The organism is Desulfovibrio sp. SGI.102, assembly GCF_050314315.1.
Lineage (GTDB): Bacteria > Desulfobacterota > Desulfovibrionia > Desulfovibrionales > Desulfovibrionaceae > Desulfovibrio.
Map to the genome: position 1 here is coordinate 43,600 of NZ_JBNPNC010000006.1, position 24,305 is coordinate 67,904.

Annotated in this window: 20 protein-coding genes and 1 riboswitch; of the genes, 9 read left to right on the forward strand and 11 right to left on the reverse strand. The window is 66.2% G+C overall.

Going from position 1 to position 24,305, the window contains the following annotated elements:
• The first annotated feature begins 5 nt into the window (after positions 1–5).
• The 3 genes from dsrB (at position 6) to amrA (ending at position 2,624) form a co-directional block, all read left to right on the forward strand.
• Positions 6–1,151, forward strand: a complete 1,146-nt coding sequence (dsrB, locus tag ACQRCJ_RS02790) for a dissimilatory-type sulfite reductase subunit beta (protein WP_168935315.1) — start codon at positions 6–8, stop codon at positions 1,149–1,151.
• A gap of 60 nt (positions 1,152–1,211) precedes the next feature.
• Positions 1,212–1,448, forward strand: coding sequence for a dissimilatory sulfite reductase D family protein (locus tag ACQRCJ_RS02795; RefSeq protein WP_168935316.1), 237 nt, complete (start codon positions 1,212–1,214; stop codon positions 1,446–1,448).
• A gap of 609 nt (positions 1,449–2,057) precedes the next feature.
• The gene (amrA, locus tag ACQRCJ_RS02800; RefSeq protein ID WP_303994964.1) at positions 2,058–2,624 is read left to right on the forward strand and encodes an AmmeMemoRadiSam system protein A; all 567 of its coding nucleotides are present in this window, start codon (positions 2,058–2,060) and stop codon (positions 2,622–2,624) included.
• Positions 2,625–3,010: 386 nt separating this feature from the next.
• On the opposite strand, the gene ACQRCJ_RS02805 is transcribed toward amrA, so the two are convergent.
• Together ACQRCJ_RS02805 and ACQRCJ_RS02810 are read right to left on the reverse strand one after the other, a co-directional pair.
• Positions 3,011–4,465 carry a glycosyltransferase gene (locus tag ACQRCJ_RS02805; RefSeq protein ID WP_303933798.1) on the reverse strand — a complete coding sequence of 485 codons (1,455 nt, stop codon included), beginning with the start codon at positions 4,463–4,465 and terminating at the stop codon, positions 3,011–3,013.
• Positions 4,466–4,558: 93 nt separating this feature from the next.
• Positions 4,559–5,701: a DegT/DnrJ/EryC1/StrS family aminotransferase gene (locus ACQRCJ_RS02810; protein ID WP_168935319.1), complete on the reverse strand. Its 1,143-nt coding sequence runs from the start codon at positions 5,699–5,701 to the stop codon at positions 4,559–4,561.
• A 281-nt stretch (positions 5,702–5,982) separates the two neighbouring features.
• Here ACQRCJ_RS02810 and ACQRCJ_RS02815 point away from each other — a divergent pair, with 281 nt between their 5' ends.
• The gene (locus ACQRCJ_RS02815) at positions 5,983–6,897 is read left to right on the forward strand and encodes a DMT family transporter (protein WP_239463823.1); all 915 of its coding nucleotides are present in this window, start codon (positions 5,983–5,985) and stop codon (positions 6,895–6,897) included.
• Between the two features lie 110 nt (positions 6,898–7,007).
• Here the strand turns inward: ACQRCJ_RS02815 and ACQRCJ_RS02820 are convergent, their stop codons facing one another.
• Entirely contained in the window at positions 7,008–7,382 is a 375-nt protein-coding gene (locus ACQRCJ_RS02820; RefSeq protein WP_239463824.1) for a hypothetical protein, read from the reverse strand.
• Positions 7,383–7,406: 24 nt separating this feature from the next.
• Between ACQRCJ_RS02820 and mutL the strand changes: the two genes are divergently transcribed.
• Complete coding sequence (gene mutL / locus ACQRCJ_RS02825) at positions 7,407–9,587, forward strand: DNA mismatch repair endonuclease MutL (RefSeq protein ID WP_427799331.1); 2,181 nt, start codon at positions 7,407–7,409, stop codon at positions 9,585–9,587.
• Between the two features lie 287 nt (positions 9,588–9,874).
• On the opposite strand, the gene ACQRCJ_RS02830 is transcribed toward mutL, so the two are convergent.
• Entirely contained in the window at positions 9,875–12,568 is a 2,694-nt protein-coding gene (locus ACQRCJ_RS02830; RefSeq protein WP_303994971.1) for a heavy metal translocating P-type ATPase, read from the reverse strand.
• Between the two features lie 169 nt (positions 12,569–12,737).
• Between ACQRCJ_RS02830 and ACQRCJ_RS02835 the strand changes: the two genes are divergently transcribed.
• Positions 12,738–13,187, forward strand: a complete 450-nt coding sequence (locus ACQRCJ_RS02835; protein WP_303933802.1) for a Cd(II)/Pb(II)-responsive transcriptional regulator — start codon at positions 12,738–12,740, stop codon at positions 13,185–13,187.
• A 107-nt stretch (positions 13,188–13,294) separates the two neighbouring features.
• On the opposite strand, the gene ACQRCJ_RS02840 is transcribed toward ACQRCJ_RS02835, so the two are convergent.
• Both ACQRCJ_RS02840 and ACQRCJ_RS02845 read right to left on the reverse strand, forming a co-directional pair.
• Positions 13,295–14,644: a sugar transferase gene (locus tag ACQRCJ_RS02840; RefSeq protein WP_168935323.1), complete on the reverse strand. Its 1,350-nt coding sequence runs from the start codon at positions 14,642–14,644 to the stop codon at positions 13,295–13,297.
• A 144-nt stretch (positions 14,645–14,788) separates the two neighbouring features.
• Positions 14,789–15,979: a glycosyltransferase family 4 protein gene (locus ACQRCJ_RS02845; RefSeq protein WP_427799332.1), complete on the reverse strand. Its 1,191-nt coding sequence runs from the start codon at positions 15,977–15,979 to the stop codon at positions 14,789–14,791.
• A 402-nt stretch (positions 15,980–16,381) separates the two neighbouring features.
• Here ACQRCJ_RS02845 and ACQRCJ_RS02850 point away from each other — a divergent pair, with 402 nt between their 5' ends.
• Entirely contained in the window at positions 16,382–17,404 is a 1,023-nt protein-coding gene (locus ACQRCJ_RS02850) for an NAD-dependent epimerase/dehydratase family protein (RefSeq protein WP_297138122.1), read from the forward strand.
• A gap of 437 nt (positions 17,405–17,841) precedes the next feature.
• Here ACQRCJ_RS02850 and ACQRCJ_RS02855 read toward each other — a convergent pair whose 3' ends face one another.
• The 3 genes from ACQRCJ_RS02855 to ACQRCJ_RS02865 form a co-directional block, all read right to left on the reverse strand.
• On the reverse strand, positions 17,842–18,354 hold the full coding sequence (locus tag ACQRCJ_RS02855; RefSeq protein WP_427799333.1) for an adenine phosphoribosyltransferase: 513 nt from the start codon (positions 18,352–18,354) through the stop codon (positions 17,842–17,844).
• Positions 18,355–18,399: 45 nt separating this feature from the next.
• Entirely contained in the window at positions 18,400–18,741 is a 342-nt protein-coding gene (locus ACQRCJ_RS02860; protein ID WP_168935327.1) for a hypothetical protein, read from the reverse strand.
• 172 nt (positions 18,742–18,913) lie between these two features.
• Positions 18,914–19,513 carry a hypothetical protein gene (locus tag ACQRCJ_RS02865; RefSeq protein ID WP_204625854.1) on the reverse strand — a complete coding sequence of 200 codons (600 nt, stop codon included), beginning with the start codon at positions 19,511–19,513 and terminating at the stop codon, positions 18,914–18,916.
• 131 nt (positions 19,514–19,644) lie between these two features.
• Here ACQRCJ_RS02865 and serS point away from each other — a divergent pair, with 131 nt between their 5' ends.
• Positions 19,645–20,922, forward strand: coding sequence for a serine--tRNA ligase (gene serS / locus ACQRCJ_RS02870; protein WP_168935329.1), 1,278 nt, complete (start codon positions 19,645–19,647; stop codon positions 20,920–20,922).
• Positions 20,923–21,411: 489 nt separating this feature from the next.
• On the opposite strand, the gene ACQRCJ_RS02875 is transcribed toward serS, so the two are convergent.
• Positions 21,412–21,948 carry an Hsp20/alpha crystallin family protein gene (locus tag ACQRCJ_RS02875; RefSeq protein WP_006006980.1) on the reverse strand — a complete coding sequence of 179 codons (537 nt, stop codon included), beginning with the start codon at positions 21,946–21,948 and terminating at the stop codon, positions 21,412–21,414.
• Positions 21,949–22,155: 207 nt separating this feature from the next.
• Positions 22,156–22,310: riboswitch (FMN riboswitch) on the forward strand.
• Between the two features lie 120 nt (positions 22,311–22,430).
• Between ACQRCJ_RS02875 and ribB the strand changes: the two genes are divergently transcribed.
• Positions 22,431–23,087 carry a 3,4-dihydroxy-2-butanone-4-phosphate synthase gene (ribB, locus tag ACQRCJ_RS02880; RefSeq protein ID WP_168935351.1) on the forward strand — a complete coding sequence of 219 codons (657 nt, stop codon included), beginning with the start codon at positions 22,431–22,433 and terminating at the stop codon, positions 23,085–23,087.
• Between the two features lie 207 nt (positions 23,088–23,294).
• On the opposite strand, the gene ACQRCJ_RS02885 is transcribed toward ribB, so the two are convergent.
• Positions 23,295–24,269 (reverse strand): DMT family transporter, encoded by a 975-nt coding sequence (locus tag ACQRCJ_RS02885; protein ID WP_427799334.1) that lies wholly within the window; start codon positions 24,267–24,269, stop codon positions 23,295–23,297.
• Between the last annotated feature and the right edge of the window lie 36 nt (positions 24,270–24,305).

Here is a 24,305-nt window from a genome sequence, read left to right on the forward strand (position 1 = left end):
AGACCATGGCTTTTATTTCTTCCGGCTACAATCCGGCCAAGCCCATGGAAGGGCGCATCACCGATATCGGTCCCCGCAAGTACGATGAGTTCTTCCCGCCGGTCATCAAAAAGAATTTCGGCAAGTGGCTGTATCACGAGATCCTCGAGCCCGGCGTGCTGATGCACGTGGCCGAGGGCGGCGACAAGGTGTACACCGTCCGCGTGGGCGGCACCCGCACCATGTCCATCACCCACATCCGCGAGCTGTGCGACATCGCCGACAAGTACTGCGGCGGCTACCTGCGCTGGACCACCCGCAGCAACATCGAGTTCATGGTGGAAGACGAAGACACCATGAAGGCCCTGCGCGACGAGCTCAACAGCCGCAAGTTCGACGGCGGCTCCTTCAAGTTCCCCGTGGGCGGCACCGGTGCCGGTGTCAGCAACATGGTGCACACCCAAGGCTGGGTGCACTGCCACACCCCCGCCACCGACGCTTCCGGCCCCGTGAAATGCGTCATGGACGCCATGTTCGAGGACTTCAAGAACATGCGCCTGCCCGCGCCCGTGCGCATCTCCCTGGCCTGCTGCATCAACATGTGCGGCGCCGTGCACTGCTCCGACATCGGCCTGGTGGGCATCCACCGCAAACCGCCCATGATCGACCACGAATGGGCCGACCAGCTGTGCGAGATCCCGCTGGCCGTGGCCGCCTGTCCCACCGCTGCCGTCCGTCCCACCAAGGTGGAACACAACGGCCAGAAGGTGAACTCCATCGCCATCAAGCAGGACCGCTGCATGTACTGCGGCAACTGCTACACCATGTGCCCCGCCCTGCCCATCGCCGACCACGAAGGCGACGGCATCGCCATCATGGTGGGCGGCAAGGTGTCCAACCGCATCAGCATGCCCAAGTTCTCCAAGGTGGTCGTGGGCTACATCCCCAACGAGCCGCCGCGCTGGCCCACCCTGACCAAGACGGTGAAGCACATCGTCGAAGTCTATGCTGCCAACGCCAACAAGTACGAACGTCTGGGCGACTGGGCCGAACGCATCGGCTGGGAAAGCTTCTTCAAGCTGACCGGCCTGAAGTTCACCCACCACCTGATCGACGACTTCCGCGACCCGGCGTACTACACCTGGCGCCAGAGCACCCAGTTCAAGTTCTAGGCCGGTCTTGAAAACGCCCCGGCGGCGCGCCGCAGTGTCGCCGGGGCCAGGAGAAAAAACATGGCTGACGAAAAAGACATCATCGTCGAATTCCTGAAGGGCAAGTCCGCTTCCAAGTCCAAATTCTACTTCAAGGACTTCACGGACCTGTTCCCCGACAAGGGCCCCCGCGAAGTGAAGAAGATCCTCACCAGGCTGGTGAATGAGGAAGTGCTGGAATTCTGGTCTTCCGGTTCCACCACCATGTACGGCCTCAAGGGGGCCGGCAAACAGGCCCATACCGAGGGCGAAGATTAAGCGACTGCCGGGCGGTCGTGCCTCCCGCACCGGCAACAGTCCGCACCCCACGCAGTCGGGACCGCGACGGACGCAAATATCATACGGTATGCCGCCAAATACCGTTCAGGAGCATGTGCTCTGCCTTACCCCACAGAAATGCCGCGAGCCATCGCGGCATTTCCGTTTTCCGCACGGATGCAACGCCTGTCCGGCGAAGGCAAGGGGCCCTGCCCCGCGTATCGTCCCCGGCGGTCTGCGGCGACAGCGCCCCCGGTGTTTCCCGTCCCGCTTTCCGGCGGCGGCAGGGCTGGGCAAGGGCCTGCGCCAGTCCCTCCGCCTCCTGCCTGCGCCGGGCAGCGCTCTTGTACTGCCAGTCACCGGGCTGAGCGGCCCCCGTACGCGCGCAGGGAGAACGTCCTTATGTACCGGGCTGAGCGGTCCCTCCTCCCCATGCCGCCCTCCTGCGCCCGCATCACATCCCGCCGGCTTGAATCCTCCGCCCGCCCCGCCTACACTGCGGCCATATGCCGCGACCTGCCGCCCTTCACAGCTTCCCGTGCGGGCATCAGGCGGCCGCGAGCCCCTCGGGATCGCGCACTTCCTGCGCGCCCGTTACGGAGGTCTGTCATGGGCGTCACCTTTTCCCTCAATGACGAAGAACGGCAATGGCTCTCCCGGCTGGCCCGGGACAGCATCACCACGGCCCTTGAGGGCCGGGAGGACGTCCCGCCGCCCCTGCCGTCCGCGCTGGCCGGAGGGACGCTGGCCCAGTCCCTGGGCTCCTTCGTGACCCTGAACAAGGACGGCGACCTGCGGGGCTGCATCGGCAACATGGTGGGCCGGGAGCCGCTCTGGCAGAACGTCTGGCGCATGGCCCGTGCCGCCGCCTTCGAGGATCCCCGCTTCCCTGCCCTGGATGCGGCGGAATGGCCGCACTGCCACCTGAACATCTCCGTGCTGGGCCCCCTGAGCCCTTGCCCGGACCCGGCGCGGATCGTCATCGGCCGTCACGGCCTGCTGCTGCGCCTGGGCATGCGCCAGGGCGTCTTCCTGCCGCAGGTGCCCGTGGAACAGGGCTGGGATCTGGGGCAATATCTGGAACATCTCTGCCGCAAGGCCGGTCTGCCCGCAGGCAGCTGGCGTGATCCGCAGGCACTGCTCTTCTGGTTCGAAAGCCTGGTCTTCGAGGCCTGAACCAAAGAGCCCTGAGGAGGAAGTATCCCTGCCTGCCGCGCTGTCCGTGCCCCTCGCGCGCTTTCTCCAGGGAAGTGTCTCCACAAAGGACCGGGGGTCTGCCTTCTTGATTCCTCCACGCCGGGGGCGGCATCCTGCCGCCGTGTCCGACAGCGGATGCCCCACGGCTGCGGTCTTCTCGAAGCCCGCGCGCCTCTATCCTTTCCCCGATATATCGGTCCACAGACGAAACGCCGCCGCCTGAAATATCCCAGCCGCCATACGGGAAGGCTTGCAGTCCGCCGTCCGGAGCCCCGGACGAAAGTCCACAAATCAGCCTGTCGGCGCCACGGCCCGAAACGAAAGACCACCCGCCGTGCGGGTGGTCTTGATGTATCCAATATCCCCTAGCGGCGGCGGATCACGGAGGGCAGGGCAAAATACAGACGCGCGGCCAGGTCGAAGCAGGCCCCGGGCAGATAGCTGGCCCACCAGAACAGGCGGTATTTGCGCGAGCCGTCACGCCAGGGCCGGATGACGGCGCGGGCCTCGCTGCCGCGCCCTTCGCGCCACAGGCTCACGGCCTTCTGGAAGGCGGCGCGGCGCGTCAGCAGGCTGACGAGCCCGGGATGCGCCGCATCATAGCCGGGCCAGAGGCGGCGGTGCTTTTCCAGGATGTACAGGGTCTCGTCCGCGAACTGGCCGAACTTGCGGAAGGTGGTGTTGTTGCCGTGCACCCGCCACAGGGTCAGGGGCGCGTCCACATGATCCAGTTCCCAGTCATGGGCCACGCGGTAGAAGATATCGGCCTCCTCGCAAACGTTGAGGCTCTCGTCGAACCAGACCGGCGCGCCTCCCTCACGGGCGGGCGGGCAGACCACGCTGTCCAGGGCCGCGCGGGAGAGCATGGCCGAGGACATGGAGATCCACTGCCGTTCCATGAGGGCGGCAAAGGCCTTGCCGCGCTGGGGGCGGGACTCGGCGAACAGGCGCTTCAGCACATGTTTGCCGTCGAAGATCTCGGTATCGGTGCTGACCAGGCCCACATGCGGATCGGCTTCGAAGCAGGCCACCTGACGGGCCAGCTTTTCGGGCCGCCACAGGTCGTCGCAGTCCAGAAAGGCCACATAGCGGCCCCGGCTCCGGGCGATGGCCAGATTGCGGGCCGCGCCCAGGGGCACGGTCTCTTCGCCGCGAAAATAGCGCAGGCGGCCGGCCAGCCCGGCATGGCCCCGGGCTATCTGCGGGCTGCTGTCCGTGGAGCCGTTGTCCCAGAAGATGACCTCGAAATCGGTGAAGGTCTGGGCGGCCAGGCTGTCCAGGGTCTCCTGCAGATGTTCGGAGCTGTTCAGGCAGTTCATGATGACGGAGACCACGGGGGCCTCGGGCATGGGGACATGATGCATGGATGTACCTCGCGATGACGGGGACGACAGGTTCATGGAGCGTACGGGCCGGAAGACCCAGAGACGGCACAGCAGATAGAGGAAGAGAGGGGACGCCAGGGAGGCGGCAGGCAGGGCCAGACCGTGGGGGACGCCGCACCAGCCGAGCCCCCGGGCGAACAGGTCGCCCAGCCAGAGGCCCGCGCCCTGCACCAGGACGAAGCGGGGCAGCATGCGGGCGTGGTCGCCGCCCCTGATGCCGAACGTCCAGAAACAGTGCCCGGCATAGGCGGCCAGCAGGGCCAGCAGCCCGGCAAGGCCATGGGCCGCCGGGGCGGGCCAGCGGGCCCAGCTGACGAGCAGATGGCCCGCCCAGAGATAGCAGAGGGTGGCGCTGCTGCCCACCATGCCGAAACGGAGCAGGGAACGGGACAGCAGGCTGCGGGCAAAGGCCGTGGTCTCGGACAGTATCGTCATGGCATGTTCGGGTGGCATGCGCCGGGTATGGCCCCGTACCGGCAGGGGCCGGACGGGCGGAGCCGCCTGCGGCGGCTCCGTTATCGGGAAAGGTCAGGCCAGGGTTGCCGTGATGACGTCGCAGATGTGTTCCACATCGGCGGCGCTCAGGCCGGGATGCATGGGCAGGGTCACCAGTTCGCCGTAAAGCTGCTCCGTCACGGGCAGGGGCAGGGAGCCCGGAGCGGGACGGAACAGGCTCAGCAGATGATTGGGCTTGTAGTGGACGCCCACAGGGATGCCCGCGGCGGTGAGGGCGGCCTTGAGCTCGTCCTTGCGGCCGTTGAGCACGCGCACGCAGACGATGTGCGGCACTACGAAGTCCTGCGGGTCGGCCTGCAGGAGGCGCAGGCCGTCCAGCCCCGCCAGACGCTGCCGGTAGATGTCGCCCAGGGCGCGGCGGGCCGGGATGAATTCCCCGTCCAGACGCGAGAGCTGCACGCGGCCGATGGCGGCCATGATGTTGCTCATGTGGAAGCGCCAGCCGATGCGCTTCACGTCCGGGTCCCAGGTGCGGGTACCGGCAAAGCGGGATCGGGTGTCGCCTTCCACGGAGAGCAGGCGGGCGTCGGCGGCATAGCCGGCTTCCGTGGCATTGAAGAAGACGGCGCAGCCGCCTTCGCCGGAGGTGATGTTCTTGATGCCGTCAAAGCTGAAACAGACCACGTCCCCGAAGCTGCCGATCTTGCGGCCGTGGTGCAGGCAGCCGAAGGCATGGGCGGCGTCTTCGATGACGCGCAGGCCGTGTTCTTTGGCGAAGGCATGGACCTCGTCCAGGTGCCAGGGGTTGCTGGCGTAGTGGACGGGCATGATGGCCAGCGTGTCGGGCGTGATGCGGCGGGCGGCGTCCTTGAGGTCGATGGTGCCGGTCTCGGCCAGCACGTCACAGGCCACGGGCTCGCAACCGGCGGCCTCGATGGCCTGGAAGGAGGCCACGAAGGTCAGGGACGGCACCAGGATCTGCGGCTTGCGGGCGGCATCGCGCGGGGCGATGGCGTCCACGGCCAGGGTCAGGGCGGCGGTGCCCGTGTTGGTGGTCACCACCTGTTCGGGCGCCACGCCCAGATAGGCGGCCAGTTCCTGTTCGAACAGGCAGGTCTCGTGTCCCATGCCCAGATAACCGTCTTCGACGATGACGCGCCGGACGGCTTCGGCCTCGGCTTCGCCCACGATGGAACGGGAAAGACGCATGCTCATGGCATCTCCTCATGTTTCATGGAAAAGTACCGGGCAGAGGCAGCCCGGAACTTTGCAATACGCTCTATCGTACGGCTGGGCAAGCAAGGTGTGGGGGACTTTTGTGCACGGTACGGGGCGGCAGGGCGGGCCGCCGTGCCGGGGCGGCACCCTGCGGTATGTGTGCGGACGGGCTGCTCTTTCGCTCGACCTTTTGCCCCGGCTTTGGCATGCTGCTGCGACGCACGGAGGCCCGGACCGGCCGCGCCTCCGGCCCCGGCTACCGAGGAGGAGATATCGTCATGTGGGTTCGCATCTGGCCGCATCTGGCCCTGCTGCTGGCCATGGTTTTCTGGAGCACGTCCTATGTGGCCCTGCGCATCGCGCTCAGCGCGCTGGATCCGTTCACGGTCATGGCCGGGCGCATGGGCGTGGCCACATTGCTGTTCCTGCCGCTGTGGGGCGGGCTGCTGCGCGACCTGCGCCGCAAGGGACAGTGGCGCTGGCTCCTGCTCATGGCCTTTGCCGAGCCCTGCTGCTACTTTTTGCTGGAGACCCGCGCCCTGTGCCTGACCACGGCCTCGCAGGCGGGCATGATCATCTCGCTGCTGCCGCTCATCACCGCCGTGGTGGCCTGGCGCCTGCTGGGCGAGCGGGTCAGCCTGCGCGGCTGGATAGGCTTTGCCCTGGCCGTGGCCGGGGTGGTCTGGCTTTCCCTGCAGTCGGCCGTGGACGAGACCGCCACGGCGCCCGTGCTGGGCAATTTCTTCGAGGGGCTGGCCATGGTCTGCGCCGCCCTGTATACCGTGCTGGCCCGGCGTCTTTCCGCCGCCTATTCGCCCTTGCAGATCACGGCCGTGCAGTCCTTCGTGGGCATGAGCTTTTTTGCCGGGCTGCTGGCGCTGGCGCCCCTGGACTACACGCCCGTGCTGCTGCATGTGGAAGTGCCGGACTGGGCCCCCTGGGCCAGCGTGGTCTATCTGGGCGGGGTGGTCTCGCTGGGGGGCTACGGCCTGTACAACGTGGGGGTCAGCCGTCTTTCCGCCGCCGGTGCCGCCGCCTACACCAACCTTATCCCCATCCTGACCCTGGCCAGCGGCGTCATCCTGCTGCGCGAGGTCTTCTTGCCCGGCCAGTACATGGCCTCGGTGATGGTGGTGGCCGGGGTGCTGCTCAGCCAGTGGGGCGGTCAGAAAGGCCGGCGCGAGGATAGTTAGGGGCTGTGCGGATTTTTGGGGAAGATGTCCGGCAGGTTCGGAAATATAAAAAACAGGGCGCCCGCCTCCTGAAGGAGACGGGCGCCCTGTTTTGGGTCTGCGGGAAAGGATCAGGCATTGCCCGCGTAGAACACGTGGCGGGCGCTGCGGGCCGCGCTGATGCGGTAGATCTGGATGGTGTAGCGGCCCTTGCCGCCGCACAGGGGGCAGGAATCGGTGATCAGCACGCAGCTGGCATCCAGTTCCAGCGGGTCGATGCCCACGGCCGCCAGCAGGCGGCGGGTGCGCCCCTTTTCCCAGACGATGGGCGCGCCGCAATGGCCGCACTCCACATAGAGCATGTCGGGGTCGAAGGCTTCCGGCTGCGGCAGCACGGGCACGTTGACCGTATGGGGGGCCTCTTGCCGCGCGCTCAGGGAGCGGCTGCCGTGCAGCAGGGGGCGTCTGCGGTTGAGGGGGCGCCGGAGGGCGCGCTTGCCTTGCATCTGGCGGCCGGATAGAGTGGCCGCATGTCTGGAGTATCTCGTCATATTCGTTTGTTACCGCCTGAGTTGCGCAATCAGATCGCCGCCGGCGAGGTGGTGGAGCGCCCGGCCAGTGTGGTCAAGGAACTGGTGGAAAACAGCCTGGATGCCGGCGCCACGCGCGTGGACGTGTTTTTGGAGAACGGCGGCCAGAGCTGCATCCGCGTGCAGGACGACGGCGCGGGCATCGCCCCCGGCGAGCTGGAACTGGCCGTGACCCGTCACGCCACCAGCAAGATCGCCAGCATGGACGATCTTGAGCATATCGCGTCCTACGGCTTCCGTGGCGAGGCCCTGCCGAGCATCGCCTCGGTGGCCCGCTTCAGCATGGAATCCGCCGTGACCGGAGCCGACGGCGGGACGGAGGCCAGCCGCATCGTGGTGGAATTTGGCCGCCTGCTGGCGGTGGAGCCTTCGGCCCTGCATCGGGGCACCATCGTGGAAGTGCGCGATCTGTTCACCAATATACCCGCACGGCTCAAGTTTTTGAAGACCCCGGCCACGGAGCTCAAACGGGCCCAGGACTGGCTGGTGCGTCTGGCGCTGGCCCGCTGCGACGTGGGCTTCACTCTCAGGGCCGGGGAACGCGAGGCCCTGCGCTTTTTGCCCGGGCAGAGCCTGCGCGACCGCCTGGCCCTGCTGTGGCCGCGTCTGGTGGTGGAGGCCCTGCGGCCGTTCGATGCCGAACGCCACGGCATCCGGGCCCGGGGGCTGGCGGCCCTGCCGTCGGTGAGCCAGCAGCGCGGGGACCGCATCCTGCTGTACGTCAACGGCCGCAGCGTCAGCGACAAGCGCCTGCTGGCTGCCGTGCGCGAGGCCTACAAGGGGCGCATCACCAGCCGGGACTATCCGCAGGTGGTGCTCTTTGTGGATATGCCGCCCGACATGGTGGACGTCAACGTGCATCCGGCCAAGAGCGAGGTCCGTTTCCGGGACGAGTCCTCGGTCTTTTCCGCCGTGCTTCATGCCGTGCAGGGGGCCCTGGTCAGCGACGTGGAAAGCGTGCTGGATGCGGCCCGCGAAGCCGACGATGCCCGTCCGGTGGCGGCGCAGTCCCGCCTGTGGGACGACCTGCCCCCGCGCCCGCAGGGCTTTTGGGGCAGTGCCGATGCCGCGCCCCTGATGCGGCATGCGGAGGACGAGACGCGGGAAGACGAAGGCCAGTGGCAGGTGCGGCGGCCCGATGCGGACGACGGCACGGCCCCTGAGTCCATGACGGGCACGGGAGCCGTGGCGGATGCCCCGTCCATGCCGTCATCTTCCGGCAGTGCGGCGGCCTTCGCCTCCGGGCGGACGGCCCCTGCGGGCCTGCGGGAAGCCGTGCCTCCTTCGGCGTTTTCGGCCGCGTCCTTTGCGGAGGATGCGGAAGGGACGGGACGTTTGTCCGCCGACAGACAGGAATTTTTCGAGAGCGCCCGGCAGACGGCCCGCATGGCCATGCCGCCCGACCATGTGACGACCGTGACGGGCCGTGAAGGCTCGGACGGGACCACAGCGGAAAGCTTTCCTGTGCCGGAGACGGGCGGGCCGGAGGGCCTGCCGGGAACCGGGGATGCCGCCTGCGGCCCCGGTACTGCCGTGACGGACGAAAGCGTCGCCGGACGGCATGAGCTGGTGGTGGGCGGCCTGACCTATCTGGGCCAGGTGGCCGAGACCTACCTTGTCCTGCGCGATGCTTCCGGCGCCCTGATGCTGCTGGACCAGCACGCGGCGCACGAGCGCGTGCTCTACGAACGTTTGCGCAAGGGGGCCTTCGCGGGCACGGCCCAGTGCCTGGCCCTGCCGCTGGAGCTGGCCCTGCAGCCGGTGGAAGAAGAGCGCTTTCTGGAAGTACGCGACAATCTGGAGCGCATGGGCTTCGATGTCTCCTGCTCCGGCGGCCGCCTGCTGGCCCGGGGCATCCCGCCCTCTCTGTCCCGCAGCGAGGCCGGGGAATTCCTGCGCGAGGTGCTGGCCGGTCGCAAGGACGACATTCGCGCCATGTTCATTTCCCTGTCCTGCAAGGGCGCCATCAAGGCCGGGCAGCGTCTGGCCGATGACGAGGCCGCAGCCCTGCTGCGCCAGTGGCTGCATACGCCGGAGCGGGAATACTGCCCCCACGGCCGCCCCAGCATCCTGCGCTGGGATGCCGTGGCGCTGGAGAAACTGTTCAAGCGGCGGCAGTGAGGCCTCCGGCCCTGTGGCGTGCGCGGCGTTCCCATACGCTGCGGGAAGGCCATGTTCCGGTGCCGACGGGCCTCAGCCGCAGGGCGCATTTGCCCATGACCGGCGGGCAGTTGTTCTGACCGTGCAGGGAAAACGGGCATCCGGGTGCCGTATGGATAAAAAAAGACCGGGACAGTCCCTCAGGGACTGTCCCGGTCTGTCATTCAGGGGATGGGAAGCAGCGGGGCCTCACAGACAAGTGCAGAGTCCCATGAAGCCGGGGCTGCAGCTGCCGCATCCGGGCATCTCTATTGCCGCATGGCCCGCAGGCCGTTGGCCACCACCAGCAGGGCCGTGCCCACGTCGGCGAAGACGGCCATCCACATGGTGGCGTGGCCGGTGAAAGTCAGGGCGAAGAACAGCGCCTTGACGCCCAGCGCCAGCGTGATGTTCTGCACCAGGATGGCAAAGGTGGCCCGGGACAGGCGGATGAAGCGGGGGATCTTGCGCAGGTCGTCGTCCATGAGCGCCACGTCGGCGGTCTCGATGGCGGTGTCCGTGCCGTTGCCGGCCATGGCGAAACCGACGTCGGCCCGGGCCAGCGCCGGGGCGTCGTTGATGCCGTCGCCCACCATGCCCACCTTGTGTCCCCGGGCTTCCAGTTCCTCGATGACGGCGAGCTTGTCCGCCGGGAGCAGACCGGCCTTGAAGCTGTCCACGCCCACCTGACGGGCGATGGCCGCTGCCGTGTGTTCGTTGTCTCCGGTGAGCATGACCGTGGTCACGCCCAGTGCCTTCAGTTCCCTGACAGCTTCCAGACTGCTTGCCTTGAGCGTATCGGCCACGGCGAACAGGGCCCGGATGCCGTCGTCGCCCACGAGTGCGACCACGGTCTTGCCCTGCTGCTCCAGCCGGGAGATCCGTTCGTCGAGGGCTGCCGGGTACCGGCCCAGCGATGCCGCAAGGGCGCGGTTGCCCAGATACCAGCGCCGGCCGGCCATGATGCCGCTGACGCCCTGACCGGGCAGGGCCGTGAAGTCGTCCACGTCCTGCAGGGGGATGTGGTCCGCCAGGGCGGCCTGGGCGATGGCCCCGGAAACGGGATGGTCGGAGCGGGCCGCCAGACTGGCCGCCAGCGAACGGACGGCCGCTTCATCTTCCTGCCCCGTGCAAAGGCAGTCGGTCTGGCGCGGCTTGCCGTGGGTGAGGGTGCCGGTCTTGTCCAGGGCCAGGCAGTCGAGGCGTCTGCCCTGTTCCAGGAACATGCCGCCCTTGATGAGGATGCCGTAGCGGGTGGCGGCGGCCATGCCGCTGACGATGCTCACCGGCGTGGAGATGACCAGGGCGCAGGGGCAGCCGATGACCAGTATCACCAGCGCGGTATAGATGGCGTCCGTCCAGGCGCTGCCCAGGAACAGGGGCGGCACCAGGGCGGCCAGCAGGGCCACCAGGAAGACGGCCGGGGTGTAGTAGCGCGCGAAGGTATCCACAAAGCGCTGCATGGGGGCGCGGCTGCCCTGGGCCTCTTCCACGGCATGGATGATGCGGGCCAGCGTGGTGTCCGTGGCCGCGGCGGTCACCCGGAATTCAAAGGAGCCGGAGGTATTGAGGGTCCCGGCGTAGACCGTGTCCCCGGCCTGCTTTTCCACCGGCATGCTCTCGCCGGTGATGGGCGACTGATCCACCAGGGAACGGCCGTCCAGCACCAGACCGTCCAGGGCGATCTTTTCGCCGGGGCGCACGCGCACACGGCTGCCCACGGCCACCGTGCGGATGTCGGCTTCCTGCCAGCTGCCGTCCTCTCGCAGCACCGTGGCCGTATCGGGCGCCAGGGCCAGCAGGTCCTTGATGGCGTTGCGGGCCCTGTCCAGGGCCTTGGCCTCGATGGCTTCCGAGACATTGAACAGCACCATGACCATGGCGGCTTCCGGGAACTGCCCGATGAGCACGGCCCCGGTGACGGCCACGGACATGAGGGCATTGATGTTCAGGTCGAGGTTGGAGACGGCCAGCCAGCCCTTGCGGTAGGTGGTCAGGCCGCTCAGCAGGATGGCGATGAGGGCGCAGCACAGGGGCAGGAGCGTCAGCACGGGCCAGCCGCCCACGCTCCAGGAGGCCATGTCGAGACCGAAGGGACGCGCCCCCCAGTGCTGGATGAGTTCCAGGATCTCGGAAAGGGCGGCAAAGCCGCCGGCCACGGCCAGCCGCTTCCAGGGGATGCGGGGGGCCGGGATGGCATCGTGCGCCTGTGTCGTGCCTTCCAGCAGCCGGGCGCCCATGTCCAGTCCTTCCAGAGCGGCGGTGATGGCCGGGAGGGCCGCGGGCTCGTGCCGTACGCGCACATGGCGCTGCATCAGGTCGATCTCAAGGCCGTGCAGGCCCGGCAGGCCCTCCAGGGCCTTGCGGATGAGGCGTTCTTCCGTGGGGCAGTCCATGCCGCTCACCGCAAAGACGGCCGTGGCGCCTTCGGCGGCATCCAGCGGCTCCGGCGTCATGTCGATGGCCTTCAGGGCCGCCTCGATGGACGCGGTGGACGGGAGCTCATGTTCCACGGTGAGCACGCGCTGCATGAGGTTGAAGGTGAGGCCGGTGATGCCGGGCACAGTGGCCAGCTTCTTCCTGATGAGCGCCTCTTCCATGGGGCAGTCCATGTTGAGGATGCGGTATACGGCGCGCGTGGCGGAAGGGGCCGCCAGCGTGCTCCAGTCCACGGCCTGGGGCGCGTCATGGCCGCAGCAGCAGGAGCCGTGCTCGTGCGCATGGTCGTGGTCGCAGCTTTCGTGGTCATGCGCATGGCAGCTTTCCGCATGGGCGTGCGGGTGGTCGCCGTGTCCGTGGTCATGACCGCAGCACTCGTGGCTGTGGTCATGGCTGTGGCTGCCGTGCTCGTGGCCGTGGTGTTCGTGCCCGGCGGGCAGGGTGGCATGAAGTACCTTGTCACATACGAAGCCGTGCGGGTGCCGGGCACCGCAGGGGCATAAAAACAGTGTTTCACTGCTCATGGTCGTTCCTCCGCGGGGATGCCGATGTCCGGCGTCCCCTGGTCGTTCTTGCTATAGACAGACCATAGGGCCTATAGTCACTATAGGGTCAAGAGGGGAGGAACGCCCGCGGAAAAATTTTTCCGGCAGCTGGGGGAATACCCCGGACAAGCCGGATCGGAGGAGGCGCATGAAAGTGAAGATAGGCGAGCTGGCGAAGATGACCGGCTGTCAGGTGGTCACCATCCGCTATTACGAAAAGGAAGGGCTGCTGAAACGCCCGGAACGCACGGAACGGAACTATCGTCTTTACGGGGACGAGGACATCGCGCGGCTGCGCTTCATCCGGCATTGCCGCCGGCACGGCATGAGCCTGGACGAGATCCGCACCCTGCTGGTGTACAGCGACCATCCCACGGGCAGCTGTGACTGGATCAATGCGCTCATCCACAAGCATATCGAAGCGGTGGAGCAGCAGATACGGGATCTTGAGCACCTCAGGGCGCATCTTGAATCCCTGTACCACAAATGCGACGGCAGCCGGGAAGGGGGCTGCGGCATCCTGAAGAGCCTCATCGACGGCGAGAACTGCCAGTACTGTCAGGCACGGCAGCAGCGCACGGGGCAGGAGCATCCCTGAGTTACGCAGGGCCGTCTTTGGGCCCCTCTGCATCCGGACGGGAAGAAAAAAACGGGGCGGATCAGCCGGCTGATCCGCCCCGTCGTGCGTGTACCGGGATGTCCGGCCTAGCGCGCGCCCTTGGGGAAGAGCACCACGCCCACGGTCTTGAAGATGATGTGGATGTCCAGCAGGATGGAGATGTTCTTCACATAGAACAGGTCGTATTCCAGCTTGTGGCGGGCATCTTCCTCATTGGCGCCGTAGGGGTAGCAGACCTGGGCCCAGCCGGTGAGGCCGGGCTTCACGGTATGGCGCAGGCTGTAATAGGGGATGTGTTCCTTGAGCTGCTTCACGAAGGTCATGCGTTCGGGACGGGGACCGATGAAGCTCATGTCGCCCTTGATGATGTTCCAGATCTGGGGCAGCTCGTCGATGCGCACCTTGCGGATGAACTTGCCCACGCGGGTCACGCGGGCGTCATTGGCGGCGGCCCAGACGGCGCCGTTCTTTTCGGCGTCGGTACGCATGGAGCGGAACTTGTAGACCGTGAATTCCTTTTCATACAGGCCCACACGATCCTGACGGTAGATGACCGGGCCCGGCGATTCCAGGCGGATCAGCAGGGCGGTGATGAGCATGATGGGCGCGGCCGGGATGAGCAGCATCAGGGACAGGAACAGGTCGAAGGCGCGCTTCAGGCGGCGCAGGCTGCCGCGGGTGTTGAGCGAAAAGCCTTCGGTCTGCAGCAGCCATTCCTCGGTGATCTGGGAAAGGGGCAGGCGCTGCACCACATGCTCGTAGAAGGTGCGGATGTCCACCACCATGGCGCCGTGCAGCTTGGCTTCCAGCAGGTCATGGGCGATGTCGTCGTCGATGGGGGCGTCGGGCAGGAGCACGATCATGGTCGCGCCGTGCTTCTTGGCGGCTTCCAGGGCCATGAAGGGCGGGCCAAAGCACTCACCGGCGTCGGGATCCTGGTCCTTTTCCCCCACATAGCCCAGGATGCGGGCCTTGGGCAGGCCTTCGGCCAGCAGCTTGCGCACCTTGCCGCCGCGGTCCACGCCCACCAGCAGGACGCGCAGGGGATGGGTCAGCTTGTCGGCATTGAGGTAGTAGAGGAAGCGCCAGCCCAGGCAGAACACGAAGGAGAGCGCGAAGAGCAGGAGCACGGTCACGCGGTCGAAGCGCCAGTTCTCCAGGGCGAAGGACGCCGTGGCCGAGCTGATGATGCCCAGCACGCAGGCCACCAGGATGCGGCCCAGGGTGTCCTTGAAGTCTTCCATGCCCACGCTGTAGGCATCGAGGATGTAGAAGAACAGCAGATAGAAGAAGATGGTGAACAGGGAGGCGCCGGTGTAGTCGTCAAAGACGCTCAGGTCGGGCGCGATGGTCACCATGCCCGAAACGGCCAGGGCCAGCAGGATGCAGCACAGGTCCACCACCTGCATCAATGCCATGCGGTAACGGCTGATCATAGTTTCTCCATTTTTTCGTACAGTGGACGGGACAGGCCCGTGGGCCGCCTGCGGCGGACGGGCTGTCCCTGTGACCGCGAGACACCGTCGTCCCGGCGGGGCCGGGACAGGAGCGGGCCGCCACGGGCCCGCATGGTTGCTTGTTTATCCGGCCGCGCGGGGCACGCGCATGTCGACCAGGATCTTCTCGGCCACGACTTCGGCATCGAATTCGCGGCAGGCCAGATCCCGGCCGGCGGCCCCCATGCGGACCAGCAGTCCGGGTTCGTCCAGCAGGCGGCGCATGGCGGCGGCCAGCGCCCGCGGATCATGGGCGGCGCAGATGCAGCCGTTGACGCCGTCTTCCACCACCTCGCGGCAGCCGGGCACATCCGTGACCACGGCGGCGCGGCCCATGCTCATGCCTTCCATGATGGACGTGGGCGTGCCTTCACGCCACGAAGGCAGCACCAGCGCGTGGCAGGCCTCCACATAGGGGCGCACGTCGCGGGTCTCGCCCAGGTATTCGATGCTGCCTTCGTCCTGCCAGCGGCGCACCTGGGCCAGATCCACGCTGCCCAGGCCCTGTTCCGGCGGGCCCAGCAGCTGGAAGCGGGCGGCGGGGTACTGCGTTTTCAGTTCCCTGGCCGCGGCGGCGTATTCGGGCAGGCCCTTGGCCTCCAGCAGGCGGCCCACCAGCAGGAAGATGATCTCCCGTTCTTCGGGGGCGCAGCCTTCGGCGGGCAGGGGCGGCAGGGGCGCTTCGGCAAAGCGGCGGATGTCCACACCGGTGCCGCGCGCCATGAGCACGCGCGCGCTGCGGCGCAGGATGCCGACCTTGCGGAACAGCTCCGCGTCGTCGCGGTTCTGGAAAAACACGCCTTCGGCCCCGGCAAGGGCGCAGTGGTACAGGCCGATGCTCAGGCGGTTGACGCATTTCTTGAAGAAGTTGTCCGCCTCGAAGGCGTAGCCCAGGCCGGTGATGGTGGCGTAGATGTGCGGCACCCGCGCCAGACGCGCCGCCATGCAGCCGTAGATGACGGGCTTGATGGTGGTGGCGAAGAGCAGGTCCGGCTTTTCCTGCCTGAACAGGCGGTACAGGGCGTGCATGGTGGCCATGTCGCGCAGGGGATTGAGGCCCTTGCGGTCCAGGGGATAATGGCACAGGCGCACGGCCGGGCCTTTCCGGAAGGCGGGATCTTCTTCGCCGATGGCGCGGATGGCGGCCTCGGCAGCGTCGTCGCCCGCGGGCACGGCGCAAAGGACCTCATGCCCGGCGGCACGCATGCGGCGCATGAGGACGGTCCAGAAATTGGAAGTGGAACGGGCCTGATTGCCCAGGATGAGTATTTTCACGGCATATCCTTTGCCCACCTGTCCGGCGGGTACGCTCCGTGATGGGGCGCTGTCTGTCCTGCGGGGCAAAGACCGTCCCCGCCTGGCCGGACCGGAAAGGGGAGACGTGTCGGCCGGGTGCGGCCGGCCCCCTGTTTGGTGGGCTCTTCACGGGCTATACCAGCATCCCTTGCCGCTGAAAAGAGGCAAAGGGGCCCTGCGGGCGGGGACAGGATGTGAACAAAAAAACGCGATTCCGGCAGGATGCGGCAAAAAAGCTCCTGCCGGGGCAGGGGGGCCGTCTTTTGACAGCGGCGTCGGCACAGCGTACAAGGAAAGCACGCCGTCTGTGCCGCGAAGGCGGGTCCTCCCGTTTTCGCGGCCTCCCGGCGGGCAACCACGACCTCTGATAAGGAAGGCAATATGAGCGCCTATACCCAACTGTGCGAAAAAATGCGTGCCGAACCCTCCACCTGGCTGGTGACCGGCGTTGCCGGTTTCATCGGCTCCAACCTGCTGGAACATCTGCTCAAGATGGGGCAGACCGTGGTGGGTCTGGACAACTTCCTCACCGGTTACCAGAAGAACCTGGACATGGTGGAAGCCCTGGTGGGCCCCGAAGCCTGGAGCCGCTTCACCTTCATCGAAGGCGACATCCGCGATCTGGATACCTGCCGCAAGGCCTGCGAAGGTGTGGATCATGTGCTGCATGAAGCCGCCCTGGGTTCCGTGCCGCGCTCCATCGACGATCCCATCCTGTCCAACAGCTGCAACATCACCGGCTACCTCAACATGCTGGTGGCCGCGCGCGATGCGGGCGTGAAGAGCTTCGTCTACGCCGCGTCCTCCTCCACCTACGGCGATTCCCCCGAGCTGCCCAAGGTGGAAGACAAGATCGGCAACCCCCTGTCGCCCTACGCCGTGACCAAGTATGTGGACGAGCTCTACGCCGACGTCTTCGCCCGCTGCTACGGTTTCACCACCGTGGGCCTGCGCTACTTCAACGTCTTCGGCCGGCGTCAGGATCCCTACGGCGCCTACGCCGCCGTCATCCCCCAGTGGTTCGCCAGCCTGCTGAAGAAAGAGACCGTCTTCGTCAACGGCGACGGCGAGACCAGCCGCGACTTCTGCTACATCGACAACGTGGTGCAGGCCAACCTGCTGGCCAGCTTCGCCACGGACGAAGCCCGCAACAAGGTCTACAACGTGGCCTTTGGCCAGCGCACGACCCTGAACGAACTGTTCGACCTCATCCGTGAGGAAGTGGTGCGCCACATGCCCGAAGCCGCCACGGCCACGGCCACGCACCGCGACTTCCGTGCCGGTGACGTGCGCCACTCCCTGGCCGACATCACCCGTGCCCGCACCCTGCTGGGCTATGAGCCCCAGTTCGACGTGCGCACCGGCCTGCGTCTGGCCGGCGACTGGTACGCCGCCAACCTGTAGGCTGTCCTTTCGTTTTTGATGCCAAGGCCCCCGGCGAGTTTTCGCGCCAGGGGTCTTTTGTTTTCCAAAGGGAGGCGTTGCGGGGGAGTAGCCTCCTTTATCCTTGCTGCTGATGCCCGTAAGGGGCTTGCGGGCCGCCTTCAGTCGCGTTCAACTCTCTCGCATCCCTCCTCCAAATGTGCTTCATCCAGAGGGAGCGTATCTTCTCCCTCCATCTCCCATGACATTGTATCCTTTCCCGTGCATATCTTCCTGTTCCATGTGAAACGGCCAGTCCCTCCTGCAAAAGCAGGAGGGACTGGCCGTTGCATAAAGCGCGCTGGGGAAGGGGGAGCTTGAGGGGGGAACCCCTCTCGCGCTAGGCGAGGGGTTCTCCCCTCAAAATAAAAGCCTTATGGCATCGACAGTTGCACCGTCACAAAAGGCAAAGCTCCAGACTACACGTGCAGCAGCACGGACAGGGGGATGTCGCCCAGCACCTTGCGGCCGCCCAGGGCATCCTGTTCCATGAGCATGCAGCAGCCCGCCACGGTGGCGCCGCTCTGGCCCACCAGACGGATCATGGCATCCAGGGTGCCGCCGGTGGCCAGCACGTCGTCCACGATGAGGACGCGATCCTCCGGCGTCAGGGCATCCTTGTGCAGACACAGGGTATTGGAGCCGTATTCCAGGTCATAGCTGGCCTCGAAGGCTTCACAGGGCAGCTTGCCGGGCTTGCGCACCGGGGCCAGGCCCACGCCCAGACGTTGGGCCAGCGGCGCCGCGAACAGGAAGCCCCGCGCTTCGGCGGCCACGATGCGGGTGGGCCGCAGGGGACGGGCCGCATCGGCCATCCGTTCGATGACGTCCCCGAAGGCTTCGGGCGAGGCCAGCAGGGGCGTGATGTCGTAGAACAGGATGCCGGGCTTGGGGTAGTCGGGGACGTGGCGGATGAAGGAGGCGATATCCATGCGGGCTCCTTGGGGAAAATGTGGAAAAAGGGCGAGGCTCCGGCATCAATGGCCGGAATAGTCCAGAACATTGTTGAGGGGCGCGCTGCTGCTTTTGACCTGCCCGCCGGTGAACACATGCCGGGTCAGGCGCCAGCCGTCCATGTCGAGCACGTCCAGCTTGCCCTGCATGTCCGGTGTCAGATGGGCGCGGAAGGCCTCCACCACCTCGTCTTCGGGAAAGTAGGAACCTTCCATGGAGATGCGGGCCATATCGCCTTCCTGACAGAGCAGGGGCACGTCCTCGTCGTCGTTGAGGGCATCGTGCAGGGCCGATTCCAGCGCCGCGTACAGGGCGGGCGTCACAGGGTAGACATGGCCGTAGGCCTTGACCAGGGGATCGCGCACAGCAGGCTCCGGGGAAAGGGGTTGCGGCAGGAGGACAGCAGGGGCGCGGCGCGTCCGGCGGCCGGGGCGAGGTCTCATTTTGGGGCAAGTGTCCCAAAAAAGAAAGGCCCCGCTTGCGGCGGGGCCCCGGAAAGCGAAGGGCTCCCTTTCGGGAGCCCCTGAGATATCCTGTCTACTTGCCGTCCACGATGGCCTTGATCTTGCGGGCCATGGGCTGCACCAGCTCGCGCATGCTGTTGAGCATGATCTCTTCCGCGGCGCCGCCGGTGGGGATGCCGCTGCGGTTCTGGCTGGAGTTGAGGGTCTCCTTGACCACGCGGCCGCTGCGGGGCGCCAGACGGTAGGTGGCGCGCATGGAGGTGGCCAGTTCGGTGGCGGAGACTTCACGCAGCCAGGCCTGTTCCACGGTACCGGTGACGATATAGTCGGGGTTGCCGCTGCGGGCCTGGTTCTCGTCCATGGCGTAGGAGACCTGCACGCCCTGGCGGCGCAGCTCGTCGGCCAGGCCGCGGCTCACCCACTGGGCCAGGTCGTCGCTGGCCACGAAGGCGCTGCCGTCACGGCGCACGCCGAGGTTGGTGGTGTCCTGACGGTTATCGGTGAAGGGCACCACGGTCACGCGCGGAGCATTGGGAGCGGGCAGCACGGGATTGACCGCAGGCGCGGGCGAAAGCAGGCGCACGGTATTGCTGGGACCGCAGGCAGTCAGGAACATGGCCAGCATGAGCGCCAGCGAAAGGAAAAGAAGGCGTGTGATACGGGCGGATTTCATGGCAAGGTCTCGCAGGATAGATGTTTTAAAAAGTTTTGAGACTTTTTATATACGCAATGCCCTTGTCTTGCAAGGTCTGGGGGCTCGTGGTAGCGTGGCCTCCACATTGCGCATGCTATGCAGGAGTTTTTATGATCGACCTCAAACTGGTGCAAAAACAGCCCGAAGTGCTGGCCAAGGCCCTGGCCGACCGGCAGTCGCCGCTGAAAGTGGATGAGTTCCTCGAACTGGACGGCCGCCGTCGTGCGTTGCTGGCCGAAGTGGAAAGCCTGAAACAGCAGCAGAACGCCGCCTCCCGTCAGGTGGCCCAGATCAAGCGTGAAGGCGGGGACGCCTCCCACATGATGGAAGAACTGGGCGCCCTGTCGGCCCGCATCAAGGCCCTGGACGTGCAGACCGCCGAAGCCAAGGCCGCTGTGGAAAACTGGCTCATGGGTGTGCCCAACATCCCGGACGCCAGTGTGCCCGTGGGCAAGGACGAGACCGAGAACGTGGAAGTGCTCCGCTGGGGCACGCCGCGCCAGTTCGATTTCGATATCCGTCAGCACTGGGAGCTGGGCGGCGCCGCTCTGGATTTCGAGCGCGCCACCCGTCTGGCCGGCAGCCGCTTTGCCCTGTACATGGGCTGGGCCGCCCGTCTGGACCGCGCCCTGGTCAACTTCTTCCTGGACCAGCATGTGAAGCACGAGGACTACATCGAAGTCTGTCCTCCCTTCATGGTCAACCGCGCCACCATGACCGGCACGGGCCAGCTGCCCAAGTTCGAGGAAGACCTCTTCAAGATGCCGGCCTGGGACTACTACCTCATCCCCACCGCCGAGGTGCCCCTGACCAACATTCACGCCGGTGAGGTGCTGGACGAGGCCGACCTGCCCCGCGCCTACTGCGCCGCCACGCCCTGCTTCCGTTCCGAAGCCGGTGCCGCCGGCAAGGACACGCGCGGCCTGATCCGCCTGCACCAGTTCACCAAGGTGGAGATGGTGCGTTTTGCCCATCCTGACGACAGCTTCAACCAGCTGGAGATCATGGTGGGCCATGCCCGCACCCTGCTGGAAAAGCTGGAGCTGCCCTACCGCGTCATCACCCTGTGCACGGGCGACATGGGCTTCGGTTCCGCCAAGACCTACGACCTGGAAGTCTGGCTGCCTGCCCAGAACACCTACCGCGAGATCTCCTCCTGCTCCAACTGCATCGATTTCCAGGCCCGCCGTGCGGACATCCGCTTCAAGCCCAAGGGCGGCAAGAGCACCTACTGCCACACCCTCAACGGTTCCGGCCTGCCCACCGGCCGCGCCATGGCCGCCATCCTGGAGAACGGCCAGCAGAAGGACGGCAGCATCGTGCTGCCCAAGGCCCTGGTGCCCTACATGGACGGCGTGGAAGTCATCGAGCCTGCGGGCAAGAAGTAGTCCACAGCCGAACAGCGAATCTGACAAGGCGGTGTCCCTGCGCGGGATGCCGCCTTTTTTCGTGCCCGTGCTGCGGAAAACGCCGGGCCCGCCGGGAAATCGGGCATCCCTGTCCTGTGGAGGGGCCGGGATGCAGCGGGGGAAGGGGGGATACTTGCAGTGCCGGGCGTGGGGCAGGCGGTCCGCCGGGAGCCGTATGTTGCGGGATCGGGGGCGCGCAGGCTTTTTTAAGGACCGGAAGGCGGAAAGGGCCGGGGAAGCGCTTTGCCCGAAGCCGGGCGTGCCGCAGGGCGTCGTGCAGTCCTTACCTTCAGCGGGGGTGTCCGGGTGCGCAGCAGGGCGGGGAAAGGCGGGACACGCGGCCGCTGTCCGGTCGCGCATAAAAAAAGCGGCCTGCCGCGTGCGCGGCAGGCCGTGGAGTCCGCCCGTTGCGGGCGGTCCGGCTCCCCGAGGAGTGGGAGCCGGAGGAGGGTCCTTCAAGAGGGGGGATTACTGTTTCTGCACCGTGATGGAACGGGCGGCGGGGGCTTCAGGCTGTTTGCGGGGGATGACGATGGTCAGCACACCGTTCTTGTGGCTGGCGCTGATGTTTTCCACATCAGCATCTTCAGCCAAGCCGATCTGGCGGCAGAAGGAGCCGTAGACGCGTTCCTGCACATGGCAGACGGGTTCCTTGGCTTCCGCCTTTTCGCCTTCGGCGGCAGGGGCGGCGCAGCTTTCCATCTTCTTTTCACCTTCAACGGTCAGCATGCCGTCACGGACTTCGACCTTGACCTCATCGGGGTCCACACCGGGCACTTCCATGTGGATGGTGTAGGCCTTGTCGTCGCTGTGGATGTCCAGGCTGGGACGGATGTCGGCCTGCGGCTTGTCCATCAGGCTGGTCGGCCAGCCGGGCGTGAAGAAACCATTGAACAGACGGTCGATATCGTGATGCAGGCGGTCCAGGGGCTGGAAGCTCTGTTCGGGCTGCTGGGCGTTGCGGGGAGAGAACCAATGCTGGGGATATACACGGATAAGGCTCATTTCAATGCCTCCTGATATTTTTCCTTGTTGACATAGAAGTAAGGTGGGACGGCTAGTTGTCAACATGCTATGGAAAACTTTTCCAAAAACGGGGAAAGGTAGCCCCATGCGCTTCGACCATACGTTTTGGCCTGTTCCCGGCAGTCTGGGAGGTTTCCGGTTTTTATGGCCGGGGATTGCCAAACGTGGGAGGCGGGCGTATGGTGGCTCCATTCTCAGGGCGGGGTGCAAGTCCCCACCGGCGGTGATGGCGGTTTTCCGCATGAGCCCGCGAGCGCCGTACCATGCAACGTGGTGCGGGTCAGCAGATACCGGTGAGATCCCGGAGCCGACGGTAACAGTCCGGATGAAAGAGAACGGTTCGTTTTTCTGCCGTGTGGGGCGCAAAAAAGGACGGTCTTGGCGGCCGCCCCGCAGCGCGCACGGCAGCCGTGCCCTGATGCACATCTTCCGGCCCGTCCGGGCCGACCAAGGAGACGATGATGCATCAGTCCCCCGATATCCTGGCTTCTTTTGGTGATTGGGAAACGCGTATGGAACGCGCCCTGGCATCCGTGCGTGCGGGCAGGGGCGTCCTGGTGGTGGACGACGAGGATCGCGAGAACGAAGGCGACCTCATCTATCCCGCCCACAGCCTGACCGATGCGCAGATGGCCCGCCTCATCCGCCATTGCAGCGGCATCGTGTGCCTGTGCCTTACCGACGAGCGCGCCACCCGCCTGGGCCTGCCGCCCATGGTGGCCCACAACACCAATACCCAGCAGACCGCTTTCACCATCTCCATCGAGGCCGCCGAGGGCGTGACCACCGGCGTTTCCGCCGCCGACAGGGTGACCACCGTCAAGGCCGCCGTGGCCGAGGGCGCGCGTCCCGAGGACCTGCGCCATCCCGGCCATGTGTTCCCGCTGCGGGCCCGTCCCGGCGGCGTGCTGGAACGGCGCGGCCATACCGAGGCCACCGTGGACCTGATGTCCCTGGCGGGCCTGCCGCCCTGCGGTGTGCTGTGCGAGCTGACCAACGATGACGGCACCATGGCGCGTCTGCCGCAGGTGGCGGACTTTGCCCGTGCCAACGACCTGCCCCTGCTGGCCGTGGCGGACATCGTGCGCTGGCGTGAACGGCAGGAAGGCCGGGCCTGAGCCCCAGCCGTCTGATCCTCTTTTCCTGTCCCAGGACAGGGCTTGCCGTGGTCGCCGGCTGGAGTTGATGAATACCAGGAAAGAAAGCTGCCGGCGGCCGGCCGGGCAAGTATGAAAAAAAGGACGCTGTACAGCGTCCTTTTTTTATGCCCGGTTTTATCCGGGCCGGATACCGGCGGGGGACGGAGGAGGGGCGCCCCCGCCGGATCAATGCTGGCGGTGAAGGATGCGGTCGATGATGAAGGGGCGCACGGACAGGAGCGTTTCCCAGGTGGGGATCATGGAGACCTCGGAGGCCACGAGCATGAGGCCGATACCGGCCCACATGTTCCAGGGGATCTCCTCGCCAAGGATCAGCATGGCCAGGATGGGCGCCAGCACGGGCTTGAAGAAGAAGACCAGCGAGCCCTGCATGGCGGAGGTGGCTTCCATGCCCATGAAGTAGCAGGCATAGCCGCCCGCGGTGACGAAAACACAGATATAGAGCACGTTGAGGAGGTTGCCCGTGGTGTAGCCGCTGAAGAAGGGCATGGCGGCGAACATGGGCAGACCGGCGGCCTGCAGGGCATCGGCCACGGCGGGGATGTGGCTGATGAGCATGAGGACGATCATCTCGGCGCTGGCGGCCAGGCAGCTGAAGCAGGTGACGGCCACGCCGGAGTACTGGGCGCACTGCTTTTTGCCCAGCACGGCATAAAGGGCGAAGGTGGCGGCCGAGAGCAGCACCAGCGTGATGCCCACGGGATCGAGCGTGGTGTGCAGCGGGTCGATGATGATGAGGGCGGCCACCACTTCCATGACCAGGGCGGTGATGTGCTGGGGCCGGATGTCGGCGCGCAGGATGAGATAGGCGAAGGCCAGCACCAGCACGGGGTTGCAGCTGAACAGCACGCTGACCACCGAGGCCGGAGCGTAGAGGATGGACATCTGGTAGAACATCATGCTCACCACCAGGCCCACGAAGCCGAGCCAGGCAAAGCCTTTCCATGCGGCGGCGGTGACCCGTGACCCGTGCTGGCGCAGGCCGCGCAGGGCAAAGGGGATGAGCAGCAGGCCACCCACGAGGAAGCGGGTGCAGTTGAGCTGCATGGGGTTGAAATCATGGGCCACGGTCTTCAGGGCCACTTCCATGGAGCTGAAGAACACGGTGGCAAGAAAGATGAAAATGTATCCGCGGTTCATCGTTCAAGGTCCCTGGTTGGAAATCTGTTGCTGGAG